Genomic DNA, 18,448 nt, shown 5'->3' on the forward strand with positions numbered 1-18,448 from the left:
GCAATTAAAGTGGCTTAAATATAGCTAAAATAATGCCTTGAGGTTATGCTTAAAGCTCTCTTTTATTTATCCAAAACTATCATTTTAAATTATGCGCAACACCATTAAAGATGTACTCGATATTGGCCCAGAGTGTATAGAGCGGTTTATTGATTTAAACACGCTTTCGCAAATGCCAAGCCTTGAAATAGAGCTGGCAGGTTGCTCAAATTTATTGGGCGATTATTGTGTTGCACGTACCAACCCGCTTGAACACACTCTGTTTTATACTTTGGGTGGTCAGGGCACGCTAAAAACCATTAATAACCAATATGTACTTGCCGAAAATAGCTTAGCTATATTGCCAGCACGGCAAAGTTTTGAGGTTGAAATAGCGAGCGAAAAATGGGATGTGATTTGGCTAAACCTTGCAAATACTAAGCGTTGGCAACATTTAAATTTAGCGCAGGCTAAAGTATTAACTAACCAGCAATTAGCGCCATTGCATTTAGCTATGGAGCTTTTATACAGCGAGGCAAACGCTACTTTGCGCGAAGGCGTAATGCCTATTTTAAGCCATTACTTAAATACTACGCTTCAAAGCGAGCCGCAAATAGGCGGGCAAAACAGATTAACCAGCTTGTTTTTAGAAGTAGAAGAGCGCCTGCAATTTGATTGGACAATAGAAGCTATGTGCGAACAAGTACATTACTCAGCATCGCATTTACACAGGTTATGCCAAGCGCAATTTGGTAAAAGCCCAATGCAGCAGCTTATTTACTTACGTATTAAACGGGCTAAAAACTTGCTACTAAATACCCGCTGGCCTGTTGCCCATATTGCCGCTTACGTGGGGTATCCTAATATATTTAATTTTTCAAAACGGTTTAAAAAATCAGTGGGTGTATCACCAAGTGAATTTAGAAAATAACGTGAGCGGCTCTCTACATTTGAATAAATTTAAGGTATTGTGCGGTTTCTTAAATTGCATTTTATAGTTTTAGGTAATGGATGCGCTCAAACTACTTTTTAGTCGTGATACTTTTAGTGCTTGTACACAGCTTTATTAGCTGTGATGCTGCTGCGTATCATTTACAAGAAGAAGTCGATCATGCTTCGCACGTTCAGTCTGTGGCCGATACAGACGATGAAGACGCGCAACCACCTACCGAAATTCATGCCCATCAGCATTGCCACTGTGGTTACTACAGTACACTAAATCACCCTATAAACCCTGAGCAAAGCCAAGCAACTCAGCCTGCTTGCTACAATGGTTTAAATTACCCACCGGATGTTCCGCCACCCAATTTTTATAGCTAGTTTTTAATTTTAAACACTTTGTATATAACTGCCTGCGCCTGTGCGCTACAAGGCTAATTATGTACATATTTAGGTTGCTTAATTGCGCTTGTTTTTAAAACAGGCATAGTGATTAAGCCAACTCTGTTTGTTAAAACGGATATGCTATATGAATAAAAAACCACTTATGCTGGTAGCGCTACTGTGTGCATTACCAACACTGAACGCTTTGGCAAAAAGCGAGCCTCAAAACGTATTAACGCTAAAGCAAGCGCTTAAAAATACTGAGCAGCAAAACTTACAGCTTAAACGCTACCCGTACCATCAAAAAATATTAACCGCGCTTAAAAGCCAAGCCGCGCTTTCACCTAACCCTGAGCTGAGCTTTGAAGCTGAAAACTTTTTAGGAACTCATGGCTCTCATGCGTTTTCGGGGGCGCAGTACACGCTGGCTTTAAGCCAGTTAATTGAGCTTGGCGATAAAGGCCAAAATCGTATTAATTACGCTACTGCAAATATAAAAGCGCAAACAATTGAGTATAAAAATACTCGGTTAGCACTTTTAGCAACCACCGCTGAGCGTTATTACCAAGTATTAAAATTTCAGGCGTTAATTGCACTAAACAGTGAGCGTAAAAACACTGTTAAGCAGGCACTCAACGCAATTGAAAAACGCGCTAAAGCCGGTGCGGTCTCAAGTGCTGATGTAACCCGCATGCGTTATGCATTAAGTCAAGTAGATTTAAATACGGCCATGCTACAAAGTGAATTTGAGCGCTCTCGCTTAGCACTCAATGAGCTTTGGCAAGAGGAGCAAGTGAGTGATTACTATGCGGGCGATTTTTCACAAATGGCTGCTATTAAAAGTGAAGCCGCGCTACTTGCTGCGGTAAATACAGCACCAGAATTTGCACTACTACAGCAGCAATATATGCAACAAACGGCTAATTTAGCGCTGCAACGCTCTAGCGGTCAAAGCGATTTAACCCTTGGTGGTGGTGTGCGTTACAACCAGCAAACTGATGCCAGCTCGTTAGTGTTTTCGTTTTCAATGCCGCTGCAATTAAGTAATGCTAATGGCGGTAATATTGAGGCGGCGCAGCATCAACTTGCGCTACTTAATGAGCAACAAGGGCAATTACGTATTCAGTTACGTAAGCAAATACGCACGCTCTATGCGTATTACCAAGGTAAAAGCACACAGGCACAGCTTTTAACACAGCGCGTTATTCCACAAGCGCAAACGCTCATAAAACAAAGTTTAAAAAGCTATCAACAAGGGCAAATATCGGTATTGCAGTTACTCGACGCACAGCAAGCTTTATTTGATTCTAAACGTGCACTTATTAACACCCATAGCGAGCTATACCAAGTGCTGCTTACCCTTGAGCGTTTAACTGGCCAACCTTTAATTGAGACTCATCAATCATGAATAAAACTCTTATCGCATTATTAATTACGCAATTACTTACACTCCCATTTTTAAGTAGCACGGCTATGGCATCTGACGACAATCACGAAGAAAGTCATGGTGACAGCCACGAACAAGGTCATAAAGACGAACACACACAAAAAGGCCCGCATGGCGGATTTTTACTAACCAATAACGCCCTTGATTTAGAACTTAAATTAACCGAGTTTGCCGGTAATACCGAGCTGCGAATATATGGGTTTAATAACAATAAAGCCGTTGATATAAATCAGTTAGACGTAACCGTAAACGTGCAGCGTTTAAGCGAAGCGCCACAGCTTATTCGCTTTAAAGCTGAAGATGACTATTTAGTAAGTACCGTGAGCGTAAACGAGCCGCATTCTTTTAAGCTTGATGTAATGGCTCGCTATAGAGGCGCTGAAATAAATTATCATTATGAGCAAGAAGAAGGGCGTACAACGCTAAGCGAGAAAGCAGTTGAACGCGCTGGTATTAAAACTGACATTGCAAAAGCAGGTAGCGTTGAGCTAACCGATACTTTATTTGGTGTTATAGCACCCACTGCGCAGAGCACCGTTGAAGTAATGGCGCCTTATACCGGCTTAGTTAACGATATTTTTGTAAGCATTGGTCAAAACGTTAAAAAAGGCGAGAAGCTTGCCAGTATAACTAACCGCGAAACCCTGCAAAATTACACCATAAAAAGCCCAATTACAGGCGTTATTACCGAGCAATATTTAAAGCGCGGCGAGCTTGCCAGTAGCGCGCTAATGCAAATAGTAAACCTTGAAACCGTATGGGTTGAGCTGTCGGCCTTTCCCGATAACATTGAAAAGCTTGCCATAGGGCAAAGCGCCACAGTGTATGACTTACATCATCATTTAAATGCCCAAGGTGAGGTGTTTTACATAGCCCCAATGATGAGTGGCGGGCACATTGCACGTGCGCGAATCGAGCTTAAAAACCCTGATGGCCATTGGCGACCAGGTATGCATGTTAATAGCGACATTAGTACTGCAAAAGTAGATGCGGCTGTACGCGTCAAAGCGATTGCTATTCAAGAATTTAACGGCAAACCTAGCGTGTTTATAAAAAGTGGCAATGTGTTTGAAGTACGCCCAGTAAAACTCGGTGCTAAAAACAGCGATTGGGTAGAAGTGCTTGAAGGGCTTTCGCCAAACAGTGAGTACGTAACGCAAAACAGTTACGTAATTAAAGCCGATATTTTAAAAAGCGGCGCAAGTCACTCTCACTAGGAGGCAACATGATTAACTGGATAGTTTCGTTTGCGGTTAAGCGCCGCATGATGGTGCTTGCACTCACACTTTTATTTGCTGTGTTTGGCGTATACAACACACAAAATTTAGCCGTTGATGCCGTACCCGATATAACTAATGTGCAAGTTCAAATAAATACCAAAGCGCCGGGTTTTACCCCGCTTGAAGCCGAACAGCGTATTACGTATTTAATTGAAACTGCAATGGCGGGTATTCCTAGGCTTGATTACACCCGCTCAATTTCGCGTTATGGGCTTTCGCAAGTTACCGTTATTTTTAATGAAGGCACCGATATTTACTGGGCGCGCCAGCAAATATCAGAGCGCATTCAAAGTATTCGTTCAGACCTACCAGCCAATATTGAACCAAACTTAGGGCCAATTGCCAGCGGGTTAGGGGAGATTTTTACTTATTCTGTGCATGCAAATAACGGTGCATTAAAAGATGATGGTACGCCATTTAATGCAGAAGATTTACGTACCCTGCAAGATTGGGTTATTCGCCCGCAGCTATTAAAAGTAAAAGGCGTTACCGAAATAAACAGCCAAGGGGGTTTTGAGCGCCAGTACCAAGTAGCGCCCATGCCTGAAAAGCTACTCGCTTATAAGCTCACGCTAAGCGATGTAATTACGGCACTTAAATTAAATAACAGTAACCAAGGCGCAGGATTTATAGAGCGTTTTGACGGGCAATATTTAGTGCGCTCACCAGGGCAATTAAAAACCATTGATGATATAGCCAATACCGTGGTTGCTAAGCGCGATGATGCACCAGTACGCATTAAAGATGTAGCAAATGTGCGCCTAGGTAAAGAGCTCAGAACCGGCGCTGCTACTTATAACGGTAAAGAAACCGTGCTCGGCACCGCCATGATGCTCATTGGTGAAAACAGCCGCGTAGTGGCAAAAGCCATGGCTGAAAAACTTAAAGATGTACAACTTAGCCTACCAGCAGGTGTAGTGGTTGAGCCTGTGTACGACAGAACAACCCTAGTTGATAAAACCATAGACACTGTAAAAACGAACCTGTTCGAAGGGGCTGTGCTAGTTATTGTTATTTTACTGCTGTTATTAGGTAATGTAACCGGTGCGCTTATTACGGCCATGGTTATTCCGCTTAGTATGTTATTTGCCATTACCGGTATGGTAGGTAATAGGGTGTCGGGTAACTTAATGAGTCTAGGCGCAATCGATTTTGGTTTAATTGTTGATGGCGCAGTAATAGTAGTTGAAAACTGCTTAAGGCAACTTGGCCTTGCACAACATAAGCATGGCAGGCTACTTACACTAAGCGAGCGTTTAAATGTGGTAACCGCCGCCACTAAAGAAGTGTTCAGCCCAGCAGTATTTGGCATTTTAATTATTATGCTGGTGTATTTACCGCTGTTTGCACTAAGCGGGGTTGAAGGGAAAATGTTTCAGCCAATGGCATTTACTGTTGTTGCTGCATTAGTGGGGGCACTTATTTTTGCCGTTACCTTTGTACCTGCTGCTATTGCAGTATGTGTGCGAGGAAAGGTAAGCGAGAGCGAAAATACGGTTATGCGCGGTATTAAAAAAGGTTATAAACCGCTACTTGGTTTATCGCTAAAACTACCGTGGGTTGTGGTTAGTATTGCGGCTGTGCTTGTAATTGCGCTTGGCTTTAAAGTTAAAAATATGGGGGCTGAGTTTTTACCGCAGCTTGATGAGGGCGATATAGCTATGCATGCGCTGCGCATTACCGGCACCGGTATTGAGCAATCGGTAAAAATGCAAAAAGAGCTAGAGCAAGCCATTTTAGTTAAGCCTGAGGTGGCTAATGTATTTTCAAAAATTGGTACGCCCGATGTAGCAAACGATCCTATGCCACCTAACGTTGCCGACACCTTTTTAATGTTAAAACCGCGCGAGCAATGGCCTAACCCCGCTTTAAGAAAAGAAGAACTGGTTAAGCAAATTCGCAATTTGGTAAATGAAGTACCAGGTAACAACTATGAGTTTACCCAACCAATAGAAATGCGCTTTAACGAGTTAATAGCTGGCGTGCGGGCCGATGTGGCAGTGCGTATTTACGGCGATGATTTATCAACATTAAAACAGTATGGCGAAAAAGCCACAGCCTTGGTGCAAAGCATTACTGGCGCAACCGATGTACGCCTTGAGCAAATGGAAGGCCTGCCTACGCTTTCGGTTACGCCGCTTCGCGACCACATGGCGCTGTTAGGTTTAACAGTAACTGACATACAGCAAAGTGTAAGCGCTGCGGTAGGCGGTGTGCAAACTGGGCTTATTTACGAAGGTGATAAACGCTTTTCGTTATTAGTGCGTTTAGATGAACGCTGGTCAAGCGATGTATCACAGCTTGCGCGTTTGCCAGTGGCCGTGCCAAAAAGTGCTAACCCCGACCTTGCATTTGTACCGCTTGGCGAGGTGGCAAATATTAGTATTGATAAAGGGCCTAATCAAATAAACCGTGAAAGCGGTAAGCGTAATGTTGTAGTAACTGCAAACGTAGAGGGGCGCGATTTAGCAAGCTTTGTAAGCGATGCGCAAACAGCTTTAAATTCGCAGCTTAATTTACCTAGTGGTTATTGGATTGAATATGGCGGCACGTTTGAACAGCTAGAATCAGCAAGTAAGCGGCTATCGCTGGTGGTGCCAGTTACTTTATTGCTTATATTTGGACTGCTTTACAGCGCGTTTAATTCACTTCGTGATTCGTTAATTATATTTAGCGGCGTACCACTTGCGCTTAGTGGTGGTGTGCTTGCGTTGCTTTTACGTGATATGCCGTTATCAATATCTGCAGGTGTGGGGTTTATCGCGCTAAGTGGTGTAGCGGTATTAAATGGCGTGGTTATGCTGTCATTTATTAAGCAGTTAAGAGCCGATGGGCTTTGTTTGATAGATGCAATACAAACCGGTGCGCTTTCGCGTCTGCGACCAGTACTAATGACGGCTTTAGTGGCGAGTTTAGGGTTTATTCCTATGGCTCTAAATACAGGCACCGGCGCTGAGCTACAAAGGCCGCTGGCAACGGTTGTGGTTGGTGGGATTATTTCATCAACTTTACTGACGCTATTAATACTGCCTGCGCTTTATAAATTAGTGCATGCAAAATTTACTAGGCATCAAGCTGCTTAGCTAATTGCATCTTGTTAAGTAATGTAAAAAGCAGCTGTAATTACAGCTGCTTTTTTGTTGTTAGGTAAACATTGCAGATTAATTATATTGAAACAGGTTATCCCAGCGATCATCCAAAATAGTTTTTGCATGATCTAAATTTATTGCACTATACAAATTGTTAGTGCAGGTTACTAAACGCATCCGAGTGAGCTTTTCAAGCGCATCGCTAATTTCAAAGTCGAGCTCGCACTTATACTTTGTTTTAAACCACGCCTCTATTTGCTCATCAAGCATTTGTGCGCTTAAGCCATTTTTAGATTTCAGTAAAAACGTATAGGCCAGCAGAGCTTCTTTTACGTCTTCTTCTTCGGCGGCGTCTATAAGGGTATGAAAAACACCCGCGTTGTTATCAAGGTTTTTAAAGTAAAGGTTATCGCTTAGGGCTTTCATAAATTTAATTTTACGGTTTTTAAATTTACTCCACTCTTTAAAAATAAAGCTGCCAAATACTCCCATGCCAATAGCAAAGGTAATAAAGTGTTGCTGGGTCATTTCTACGGCTTCACTTCTAAAGCCACCCCAAAAAGCAAACAAAGCAAATAATAATAAAATTGATGCGCCAAGCTTTGTAATTAAAACAACTGCACCGCCAATTAAAGCCGATGAGCCAATAATCACTTTATCAATAGGGCGCATACGTACTTCGCTATTAGGAAATAGCATTTCAAGGTCGGCTTTTGGGACATTTTGAAACAGCTTAACTATGGTCGAGCTTGGCTCAAACCCTAAAGGCGTTTTATTTTTAGCGTCAAAGTGGGCTTTATCTTTAAAACGAATAAACACCGCAACGCGGTCGTAATTGGTAAAGTGTAGGGGCTTTTTACGAAGACCCCAAAAGCTGGTTATGGTTTCAGTGAGCTGTGATTCGCCACGGCGATAAAAAACCACTTCTTCAAAGTCGTCAAACTCTACCTCAAGGCGCACTTTAAAAAGTGATTCTTCGTTTAGTGCATCTTGTAAATCTTGATTGGTTATTACTTCAAAGTTAGCGGCGTTGAGTACTTTGGCAAAATCGCGCGCAAACTCACGTTGGCACTGCGCTTTTTGATCATTAGAAACCGGCGCTAAAGAGCGTGTATCGCTATTAGGATCAAAGGGGGCGTAGTTATTTTTAAGCGATTCAAGAGTTGCGTGGTAATCGTAATGGATAAGGCTTGCTAATAAATCACAAAATTGTTTAAACGACGTTTGCTCAGAGCTGTTATTTAACTCATCACTACACATATCAACAATATCTCGTTTTCGAAAGGGAATAAAACGCGCACTTTGCATAAATTTTAACTGCTTTGGTAGGTATTTAACTGCATTGGCACATAATAAAATATTCTTATGAATATTGCTAATTTGTTAATAATAAATAAGTTACGCCAGTAGTAGTGAAATTTTCAGGCTGTATTAACCTAATTATGTGATGATTAAAGCATATATAAATTTACTAACGCCTTTAAAAGGATTGCACATGGCCATTCAAAAAAAATTAAAAGAAAAAACACGTAAATTTATCGATTCTAAACACATGCTAACGGGTATTACTGTGGCGTCGTTTTTAGAGTCAACCATAGTGCCTATTCCGCTTGAAGCTGTGCTAGTACCCCTTATGCAGGCACGTCGTGAAAAGCTTTGGTTAATAGCCCTTATGGCGACCGTGGGCTGTATTATTGGTGCTTTGTTTGGTTATGCACTTGGCTATTATTTATTTGATGCTATTGGCGATTGGGTTATTAATACGTTTTCGAGCCCGGAGCAGTTTGAAAATGTTAAACAGCGAATGCAGGACCAAGGCTTTTGGTTTGTTATGACCCTTGGCATTGTGCCCATACCGTTTCAAATAGCGATGCTTGCTGCCGGCGCTACAAAGTATTCAATTTGGTTATTTTTACTGGCTGCAGGCATTGCTCGTTCAATTAGATATTTTGGTTTGGCAATCATCGTTTATTACGCGGGTAATCAGGCAGAGCGAATTATCAGTAAACACAAAACAAAGGCAATGATTGCAATAACTATTTTAGTGTTAGGATTATGGGGACTCAGTACCGTAATTTAGGCTCATTTATATGTATTATCATGAGTTTTAAGCCCATGCGGGGTTTTATTATTATGCTATAGTTTTTTATTAAACAGATAAAAGCATAATAATATGATTGAAACAGTAAAGCTCACCGTTAAGCTTTCTAATTTTTATAAAATGAGCTGGGTAAATAAAGCGGTAAGTTTGGCTTTGCTGTTCTACATGATTATTTTTACGGTGTATGCTTTAAATACTTTCCCGCCTTTAAATATAGAAAATAACGTATATGGATTTACTACCGATTTTAGTAACTTAATTGTACTTATATTTTTATTTTGGATGGTTCAGTGCTCTGAGCTATCTAGGCAAGCATATGTGTTCTCCACTTTAGGTTTATTGCTTTGGACTATGGGCACCACTGCCGATGTACTTGATGAGTTAGTTGTTCAGCCTTTTTGGGTTAGTGTTTATTTTGAAGATTTATGCAGAACATCGGGTATGCTATTCACCTCTTATGGTTTATTTAAAACAATGCGTTTTGTGCAAAGTATTCATAACCGATTAGCGTGTGAGCTAATTATTCATAACCGATTAGCGTGTGAGCTAATTATTCATAACCGATTAGCGTGTGAGCTAATTATTGATGATTTAACTAAGGTACATAACAGGCGTTACTTTTACCGACATGTTAGAAGTGCAGAGGTAACACCTTACGTTATTTTAATTATTGATATAGTCCACTTTAAGTCTATTAATGATGAGTTTGGCCACGATGTGGGCGATATAATTCTTAAACAGTTAGCAAATAAATACAATGATATATTTGTAGATAATGCTCAGTTTGCGCGCCTAGGCGGTGAGGAGTTCGGAGGTTATTTACCAACAAGTAAGATGCTGCAAGTTAGTGATTTTTGTCAGCAATTAATAGACCTTGCACACAGCATTAATGTTAAAAATGTTCGCCACTTAACAGTAAGTATTGGCGTAGCAAAACAAACTCCTAACGAGCCCTTTGATAAAGTAATGAAACGTGCCGATCAAGCTCTATATGTAGCTAAACAAACAGGTCGAGACCGTTTTGAAATTGCACCTAACTGATTTTTACAATGTAAAAAAGCGTCCTTATTATTTGCACATTTGCTACACTTTTTAACGATTACGTAAGGAAATGTCAGTGAGGGTAATACTTTGTAAACCATGAAATTTTAATGCTGCAATAGAGTCATAATAGTGATTTTAATAATAAGGAATAACTTAATGACTCACACTCTACTTAAAGCTGCTTTACCAATAAGTTTAATATCTATTTTAGCTGGCTGTGGCGGTAGCGATAGCTCAAGCTCAACCGGTTATATTCAACTTTATAATGGCTCATACAATAGCCCTTACACACGTTTGTTTGTTGAAGAAACAGAACGTTCTGGCACCGACTTTGCCGATGTAACTACACGCCATAACTACAGCACTGGTACTTACGATGTAAGCTTTGAATACCTAGATGCAAACGACAGCTACATTACTATTAGCGAACAAGAAGTATCAATTAAAGGTGATAAAACGCAGTTAGTAATAATGAGCGGCAATTTTGACGAGCCTACATTTACAGAGTTAAGCGTGCCAACAACAAGTGATACCGGTGAGTTTAACTTAGATTTTTACAACATCGCAGGTGAAGACAATAGCTACGATGTTTACCTTGCAACCGATGATGGCGTATTTGAAAGCGCAAATCTTTTTTCATCAGAGCAGTATTTAAGTGAGTTAGACTTACAAAGCTTAGATGAAGGTTACTACACAATTTATATTACTAAAGCGGGAAGCACTGATGTTATTTACGAGTCATCGTCAGTGTACTTTTATGATGAAGCAAGCTACGTAGCAATGATCCGCCCAAGCTATGCAACCGAAGACGGTGGTATTACTTTAGATGTAGTAACTGATAATAACTACGTGACTGAGCTTAAGCACCAATCAGCTTTAGGGCAGTTACGTTTTATAAATACAGTTGACGATTACTCGCCAGTGAGTTTTACAACAACCCGCGGTACTACTGAAAACACAACAGATACAGTAGCAAGCGATACCTACACAAATTACATTGAGCTTTCACCTAATAGTTACAGCATTGCTATGTACGACGAAGAAGGCACTAAACTTGCCGATAACTTTTTAATGACGCTTGAGCGTGAGCAAAGTGCTGTTGGTATTTTTTATAACGATGCAGATAATGGCCTTCGTATGATGAGCGTTGAAGAAAACCTAACGCCAAGTAGCTACAGCCATACCGTATCGGTAGTTAACTTAATCGAAAGTTACGCCGGACAAACAGTATCAGACATTGACGTTTACTTTACCCTTGATGGCGAAACAGTAGACGACACAAGTAATGTTGTAGATGGCCTAGATAAATACGACCAAGAAGAGCAAGTTGTTGATAACGAAGTTTACACTGTTTACGCCGTATACGAAGATAATGGCCAGCAAATTGTACTTATTCAGCAAAGCGATATGGACTTTACTCAAGAGGGTAACTACATATTAATTTTAGAGCATGATGAAACAAGTGCATCAGGCTACAAAATGACACTTAACCTTACCGTTACTGATAGCGTTGAGTAATTAATTTAAGTTTTAAGTAGTGTTAAAGCCTAAACATATAATGTGTTTAGGCTTTTTTATTGAACAAAATTTACTTGTTAATTAGTAATTAGGTACACTCATAGCATAATAAATAATAAGAGCATGCCATGGATGATTTAGTTGGGTTAGCAGTTATAGCAATGCTAGTTATTGCTGCAGGGGCTTTGTGTGGGTTAATTGCATTAATACAATTAAACGGATTAAAGCAAGAAATTGCAGTATTGAGAGCTAAAGTAACGAAATTACAAGCCTCTAAAGTAGTGCCATTTAATAATGTGCAGGGTGAAGTAAAAGACCCTGATCCTGAACCTCAGGCCATGGCTATAAACACTGAGCCAACTTTAGCTATCCAAAGTGCACCCATTGGCGCGGTAAAACAAAAGCCGGCAGCGCCTAAAAAAGCTAAACCAGCCACGCCTTCATTTATTACCACATTGTTTGAAAAATTACGCACTGGGTTTGAGCAAAACTGGATGACCTGGATAGGTGCAATAGCGCTTGCTTTCGGCGGTATATTTTTAGCTAAGTACAGTTTAGAAGCCGGGCTTTTATCACCCCTAACGAGGCTTAGTTTAGGTGGCGTATTTGGGCTGAGCTTAATTGCAGTGGCAAGTTACTTACATTACAAACGTATTATTTTTGAAGGCTTTAATAACTATATACCGGCAGCGCTTGCCAGCGGCGGTTTTATTACATGCTTTGCATTAACACTTTTAGCTTATAGCTCCTACAGCATGATAAGCCCAACAGCTGCATTTATTGTACTTGCAATCATTGCTATAAGTGCCAGTGCTATGGCGCTTAAGCTAGGACCTTTGCTAGCTGTACTGGGTATAATTGGCGCATACAGTGTGCCTATTTGGGTTAATACCGGCAGTAATAATTTATTAGCGTTATTTATGTATGTGGGCTTTGTTAGTTTGTCGGCATCATTGGTTGCACAAAAAGTACAGCGCGCTTGGCTTTGGTACTTATTATGGGCAGGGCACATAGGCTGGTATTTAGTCGGATTTTTAATTACACAGTTAAAAAGCAATACACCATGGTTATTTGCAACCTTTGCATTACTTAGTATTGTTGGCTTGATTGCTTTGCCGCGTTTAGGCTTAAAATTAAAAAGCATTGAACATCGCCCGCACTCTTTAAAGCGCCTTGTAAAAGTATTACCCGATCACCTCTTATTACTCGCCTTTATAGTCCCGTTAATTTTTACCATGTCGATTAGTTATTACACTTTACAGTGGCAAGCTATCGGTGTGTTGAGCATTGGATTGTTATTATTGTTAGTACTTAAAAATAGTCGCTGGGATTTATGGCAAGGGCTATCGCTGGTTATCGCTATTTTAATGATTATAAGCGCAGAGCAAATGAATTCTTTATCAGCTTTTTTTGATGATGGATTATTTATATTTAAAAGCGAATACGGCTTAGGTTTATTGCTTGGTTTTGGCTTTATGGCGTACGGGCTTTATTTTGGTAAAAAATATATTAAACGTTTAGCGTTTCATATTAGTGCAGCGTTTAGCGTTTTTGTGATGATAGGTACGTTATATTCGCTTATTCCAAATAGCGCATTAAGTACAGCTTACCCTCTTTGGGCTTTTGTATTATTTGTTGTAGCGGCTATTTTAATTAAGTGTGCGCAACATAATACAACGCTATTTCAACGTTTTACCTATTGGGTAGGGGCAAATGCTAATATTACTTTAGCAATCACCATGCTATTAAGCGACAGCGGTCTAACCATTGCATTAGCTATTCAAGTACTGTTAATTAGCGTGCTTATAAAACGTTTTAATGTGCCTATGCCGCATTGGCCAATTAAAGCGCTAGTGGCTGCTTTATTACTGCGCTTAACGCTTGCGCCATGGACACCAAGTTACGACGCTCTCACATTATTTGGCTTGCACTGGAGCATTATTGTTTATCCGCTGTGTACCGCATTATTTTTTGCTGCGGCTAAATGCTATAAGTCATCGCAATTAAAAGTATGGTTAGAAGGGGCCGCTCTTCATTGTTTAGCGCTATTTATTACTACAGAAACAAGTTATCAGCTTGTTGGGCATTATCCACAGTTTGACTCGCTTAGTTTTTATGAGCAAATATTGCTTACATGTAACTGGCTTGCTCTGGGCTGCGTTTATTTACATCGCGCACGTATAGCAGGGAGCTTAACTAAGCTTTATCAAATTGCAGGGGGGGTATTAGCTGGCGGAGCTGGCTTTATTTCAGTTAAAACACTACTCGATGACAACCCTCTATTAAGCTCTATTTATATTGGCGAGCTCCCTGTATTTAACTGGCTATTTTTGCTTTGGTTAGTACCTGCAGGCTTAACGATTTGGTTATATTCACTTATTAAACCAATAAACGCTAAGGTAGCGCCGTTTGTACTTGGAGTTGCAGGTTTACTTGGCTTAATCGCTATTAACAGTTTTATTCGCCAATACTGGCAAGGGCCTTATATTTACCTATCAAAAGGGGCAAGTAACGCAGAGCTGTATAGCTATTCTATTATTTGGCTAATACTAGGCGCCGGTACAGTTATATTAGGGCACCTTAAAAACCAGTTACTCATTCAAAAAATAGGCTTAGGGTTACTCGCTGCGGTTATTGTAAAAGTGTTTTTAATTGATATGGCTAATTTAACGGGGCTGTTAAAAGCGCTTTCGTTTATTGGCTTAGGGCTCTCATTGGTGGGTTTAAGTTGGTTATTTCAAAAGCTTAGAAGCCGCTCAAAAGTTATATAATACTGATATTTTATAAAGCAAAGCCCAGTAAACACACTGGGCTTTTGCTTACTTAGCTTAGCAAAAGCTAAGTAACTAATAAAATTAAGTACTGTGATTAAGCAGTGCTTTTAGCTTACCAGGCTTAATGGGTTTGCTTAAATAATGAATATTAGCTGCTTTGGTTTCTTGTTTTAGCTCGGTGTCGCGCACTGCGGTAATTAAAATAGCCGGAATATCGCCTTGCCATATCTCTCTGAGCGTTTTAATTAAAGTGATGCCATCGCACTCATTGCCTAATTGATAATCCATTAAAATTACATCTGGCGCTTTATTTTGTTTTGCATGCTCAAGCACCTTGTCGACATCGTCAAATAAGGTGTAATTGGCTTGCCACTTTTTAAGTAAGCTGGCCATAGCCGCTAGATTTTCTGGGTCGTCATCAACGGCCACTATATTTATAGCCGCGCGGTTTTCTATTAAGCTGCTAGCGGCTGGTTTTTGTTGTACAAATTGCGCATCGCCGTAGGGTACTTCAATACTAAAGCGGCTGCCTTTGCCTGGCTCTGAGTGCACATCAAGCTCTAAGCTTAATAAATCGGCCATACGTTTTACAACGCCAAGCCCGAGGCCTACACCTTTGTTGTCACCGGCTTCTATGCGGTAAAAGTCGTTAAATATTTTAGCTTGTTCTACTTCGCTAATACCTGGGCCTGTATCCCATACTTCTATTCGTAAATTGTGTTTACGGTTTCTACAGGCAATAAGTACTCGGCCTCTGTCGGTATATTTAACAGCGTTCGATACTAAGTTTTGAATAATACGACGTAGATAAGTTATATCGCTGTGCACTATTTGCTGATTTGATCGCACGCTAAGCTTAAGGCCTTTATCGCTTGATAAAATAGCGTACTCACTTTGCAGTGGCGCTAAAATATCATCAATAGAAAAATGGCGCGGGGTAGGGGTCATGGCACCTTGTTCTAGCTTGGCAATTTCTAATAATGCCGACATTAGATGCACCGTAGAATCTAGGCTATCGCCAAGCTTATCAAAGCTATTTTGATTAGTTTTATCGAGTTGTTTTTCGTCAATAGCGGCAAGGTATAATCGTGCTGCATTAAGTGGCTGCAAAATATCGTGACTCGCGAGCGCTAAAAACCGCGTTTTACTGTCGTTGGCCTGCTCTGCTTCGCGCTTGGCTAAAGTAAGTGCTTGCTCTGTTTGTACGCGGCTATCTATTTGTGCTTGTAAGTCTTTATTAATGGTTTGTACTTCTTGTGTTCGCGCTTCTATGCGGTTTTCAAGATCCATGTTTATTTCTTCAAGGGCATTTTGCGTACTAATGTGATTAGTAATATCCGAAAAGCTCGTTACAAAGCCGCCATCTGGTAGGGGGTTACCAATCATTTCATATACTTGGCCGTTGCGGCGATGGCGTATAAAGTGATGAGAGCTGCCATTTTTTAAATGCTGAACGCGTTTTTCTACTTGGCGGTCTATTTCGCCGGGGCCACATTCACCGCGCTCTGCGTTGTATCTAATAATGTCTTGTATGGGTTGGCCTACTTCTAAAAAGCCCTCTGGGTAGCCAAACATTTCGCCGTAGCGTTTATTCCATGCAACTAGGTTTAGATCTTTATCGACAACCGAAATACCGTGGCTTAAATTTTCAAGCGAGGTATACAATAAATTTTGGTTAAATTGCAGGGCTTGTGTGGTTTCGTCAAAAAAGTTGACTACTTCTTCAAAGGCCATGCGTTTACCCGATGATACTGTATGAATAAGTGCTTGAGCAGAAGATGCACCTAATACACCGGTTAGTGCGCGCTCGCAGTAAGCTATAAATTCAGGCTCAGGGTGTCCGCTGTTGTCATTTAAATGATGCGCTAGCGCATAATGAGCTAAAACTTGCTGGCTACGCTGAATGCCTAAAAAGGTTTGCAAAAGTATTTTAAAATCGTAAACCGTGGCTTTTACGTTTTTGTTTAAGCGGCGAGATAAAATAGCCTGATCTTTAGGATTAACAAATGCAGCTGCTTGAATTTTATCAATTAAGCGCTCCTCTGCTCCTAACGAAAAGCTAATGTAACAACCAATATTGGCAAACAGCGCAATTAAAGTACCTCGAGTAATAAGCGTTTGTTGCAGCTCGCTATCAATCACTGCGCCAGCATCAAGTATTGGCATCATTAAAAATAATATCCAACAAATAAAGCCCGCCACTAAGCCTGCATATACGCCATAAGCATGGCCTTTTCGCCAATATAAACCACCGACTATTGAGGGTAATAATTGTGTAACCAACGAAAATGCAACTAAGCCCATACTGGCCAGCGCACTACTGTGGCCAAACCATTGCTGATAAAAATAGGCCAAAATTAATATGCCAGCAATAGTAAAACGCCTAACAAGTAATATGCGCGATTTATAGCTACTGGTAATTAAATTACGTTTAAATTTACGACGTAGCATTAGGGGTAATACTACATCGTTTGAGATCATAGTACTTAGCGTAAGTGTTGCAACGACTATCATTGCAGTTGCAGCGCTTAGCCCGCCTATAAATACAAAGGTGGTTAAAAATGCTTGGTCATGAATTAACGGAAGTGCTAACACAAAGCTGTCGGGGGAGAAACCAGAGCCAATATCGGGATGAATAGCAGCGGTGGCAATGGGTAAAATCATCGCGGCGGTAAGTAGTAAATAAAGCGGAAACGCCCAGCGGGCAGTAAATAAATGGCGCTTGTCTTGGTTGTCGACCACGGTTACGTGAAATTGACGCGGTAAACATATAATTGCCGCAGCAGCCATGAGCGATTGGCCAATAAAGTTAAAACTAAAAAAGTTAAAATCGGCCCAGTGCTGCCAAATAGACTCGCTTACTTTATTCGAGGTTGCGACAGGCATATTAAAAAGGGTGTAAACAGCAAGCCCTGCTACTGCAACAAGTGCAATAAGTTTTATCATCGACTCAAATGCTACAGCAAGCATTAAACCAGAGCGGTACTCTGTTACATCCACTTTGCGCGTACCAAAAAATATTGCAAACATTGCCATAATTAATGTGGCCGAAAGCGCGAGCATATCGCCCGATATTTTATTACTACTTTGCAGCAGTAAAAAGCTGGTACTAAGGGCTTTTAATTGCAGCGCAATATAAGGAATAGTCGCTAATAATGCGATTAAAGTAACCATAATTGCAGTGGTTTGGCGCTTGCCATAACGCGCAGAAATAAAGTCGGCAATGGTGGTTATGTTTTGCTTTTTACTGACTAACACCAGTTTGCGTAAAAACCCTTGGCCGAAAAAAAACAACAGTGCAGGGCCTAATAATATGGGTAAATAACTCCAGCTGCTGGTGGCCGCTGTACCTACAGAGCCATAGTAGGTCCACGATGTACAATAAATACCTAAAGATAAAGAATATACAAAAGGGTGGTGGCTTATACGCTTTGCCAATGGTGTTGTTTTATCGCCCCAGTTGGCAAGCCAAAACAGCACACCTATATAACCTAAAGCAACAATAATGAGTACGGCAGTCATGTTGTTATTAACCTTATTAGTAAAACATTTCCCTCAACCTTGAGAGCATTAACACAATACCAGAACTGGCAATAAGTGTGCGTGCAGATTTTTATTTTAAAACGCGCTTATTTTTATAATCTATTGAATATATTAAGTAAATTTATATTTAGTATTTTTATTAGACTAATGTCGCATTATTGACCAATTTAGAGTTACTGCACTTTACTGACACTCTGATAGTAGCTTAACTTCATGAAAAATATGATTTTAATGTTTATTTATAAAATGTGTATTTACAGTTTACGTAAACGTTAACAAGCTGTTACGACTATGGTCTCAATTCAATATTTAAGCTGCGTTGCTAAATTGATTAGCGAAGATAAAAAACC

At 40.5% G+C, this 18,448-nt stretch carries 11 protein-coding genes; 9 read left to right on the forward strand and 2 right to left on the reverse strand.

The annotated features are described in order from the left end of the window. Positions 1 to 91 precede the first annotated feature (91 nt). The 5 genes from ATS74_RS01185 (at position 92) to ATS74_RS01205 (ending at position 7,112) form a co-directional block, all read left to right on the forward strand. Positions 92 to 910, forward strand: a complete 819-nt coding sequence (locus ATS74_RS01185; RefSeq protein WP_058547119.1) for an AraC family transcriptional regulator — start codon at positions 92 to 94, stop codon at positions 908 to 910. A gap of 80 nt (positions 911 to 990) precedes the next feature. Further along, positions 991 to 1,299 carry a hypothetical protein gene (locus ATS74_RS01190; RefSeq protein WP_058547120.1) on the forward strand — a complete coding sequence of 103 codons (309 nt, stop codon included), beginning with the start codon at positions 991 to 993 and terminating at the stop codon, positions 1,297 to 1,299. A 148-nt stretch (positions 1,300 to 1,447) separates the two neighbouring features. Then, a complete protein-coding gene (locus tag ATS74_RS01195) occupies positions 1,448 to 2,710 on the forward strand; it encodes a TolC family protein (protein ID WP_058547121.1) in 1,263 nt (420 codons plus the stop codon). After that, entirely contained in the window at positions 2,707 to 3,966 is a 1,260-nt protein-coding gene (locus tag ATS74_RS01200) for an efflux RND transporter periplasmic adaptor subunit (protein ID WP_058547122.1), read from the forward strand. The genes ATS74_RS01195 and ATS74_RS01200 overlap by 4 nt, the downstream gene beginning before the upstream one ends. A gap of 8 nt (positions 3,967 to 3,974) precedes the next feature. Then, complete coding sequence (locus ATS74_RS01205; protein ID WP_058547123.1) at positions 3,975 to 7,112, forward strand: efflux RND transporter permease subunit; 3,138 nt, start codon at positions 3,975 to 3,977, stop codon at positions 7,110 to 7,112. 78 nt (positions 7,113 to 7,190) lie between these two features. Here the strand turns inward: ATS74_RS01205 and ATS74_RS01210 are convergent, their stop codons facing one another. Then, positions 7,191 to 8,426, reverse strand: a complete 1,236-nt coding sequence (locus tag ATS74_RS01210; protein ID WP_058547124.1) for a TMEM143 family protein — start codon at positions 8,424 to 8,426, stop codon at positions 7,191 to 7,193. 187 nt (positions 8,427 to 8,613) lie between these two features. On the opposite strand from ATS74_RS01210, the gene ATS74_RS01215 reads away from it, so the two are divergent. The 4 genes from ATS74_RS01215 (at position 8,614) to ATS74_RS01230 (ending at position 14,552) form a co-directional block, all read left to right on the forward strand. Continuing rightward, positions 8,614 to 9,198, forward strand: a complete 585-nt coding sequence (locus tag ATS74_RS01215; RefSeq protein ID WP_058547125.1) for a YqaA family protein — start codon at positions 8,614 to 8,616, stop codon at positions 9,196 to 9,198. A 93-nt stretch (positions 9,199 to 9,291) separates the two neighbouring features. Beyond that, complete coding sequence (locus ATS74_RS01220) at positions 9,292 to 10,260, forward strand: GGDEF domain-containing protein (RefSeq protein WP_082660545.1); 969 nt, start codon at positions 9,292 to 9,294, stop codon at positions 10,258 to 10,260. Between the two features lie 159 nt (positions 10,261 to 10,419). Further along, the gene (locus tag ATS74_RS01225; protein WP_058547126.1) at positions 10,420 to 11,781 is read left to right on the forward strand and encodes a hypothetical protein; all 1,362 of its coding nucleotides are present in this window, start codon (positions 10,420 to 10,422) and stop codon (positions 11,779 to 11,781) included. Positions 11,782 to 11,909: 128 nt separating this feature from the next. Further along, the gene (locus ATS74_RS01230; protein ID WP_058547127.1) at positions 11,910 to 14,552 is read left to right on the forward strand and encodes a DUF2339 domain-containing protein; all 2,643 of its coding nucleotides are present in this window, start codon (positions 11,910 to 11,912) and stop codon (positions 14,550 to 14,552) included. A gap of 84 nt (positions 14,553 to 14,636) precedes the next feature. Here ATS74_RS01230 and ATS74_RS01235 read toward each other — a convergent pair whose 3' ends face one another. Then, positions 14,637 to 18,077: a PAS domain-containing hybrid sensor histidine kinase/response regulator gene (locus ATS74_RS01235; RefSeq protein WP_058547128.1), complete on the reverse strand. Its 3,441-nt coding sequence runs from the start codon at positions 18,075 to 18,077 to the stop codon at positions 14,637 to 14,639. Between the last annotated feature and the right edge of the window lie 371 nt (positions 18,078 to 18,448).

It is taken from the genome of Pseudoalteromonas sp. H103 (assembly GCF_001469205.1).
GTDB classification, from domain to species: domain Bacteria; phylum Pseudomonadota; class Gammaproteobacteria; order Enterobacterales; family Alteromonadaceae; genus Pseudoalteromonas; species Pseudoalteromonas carrageenovora.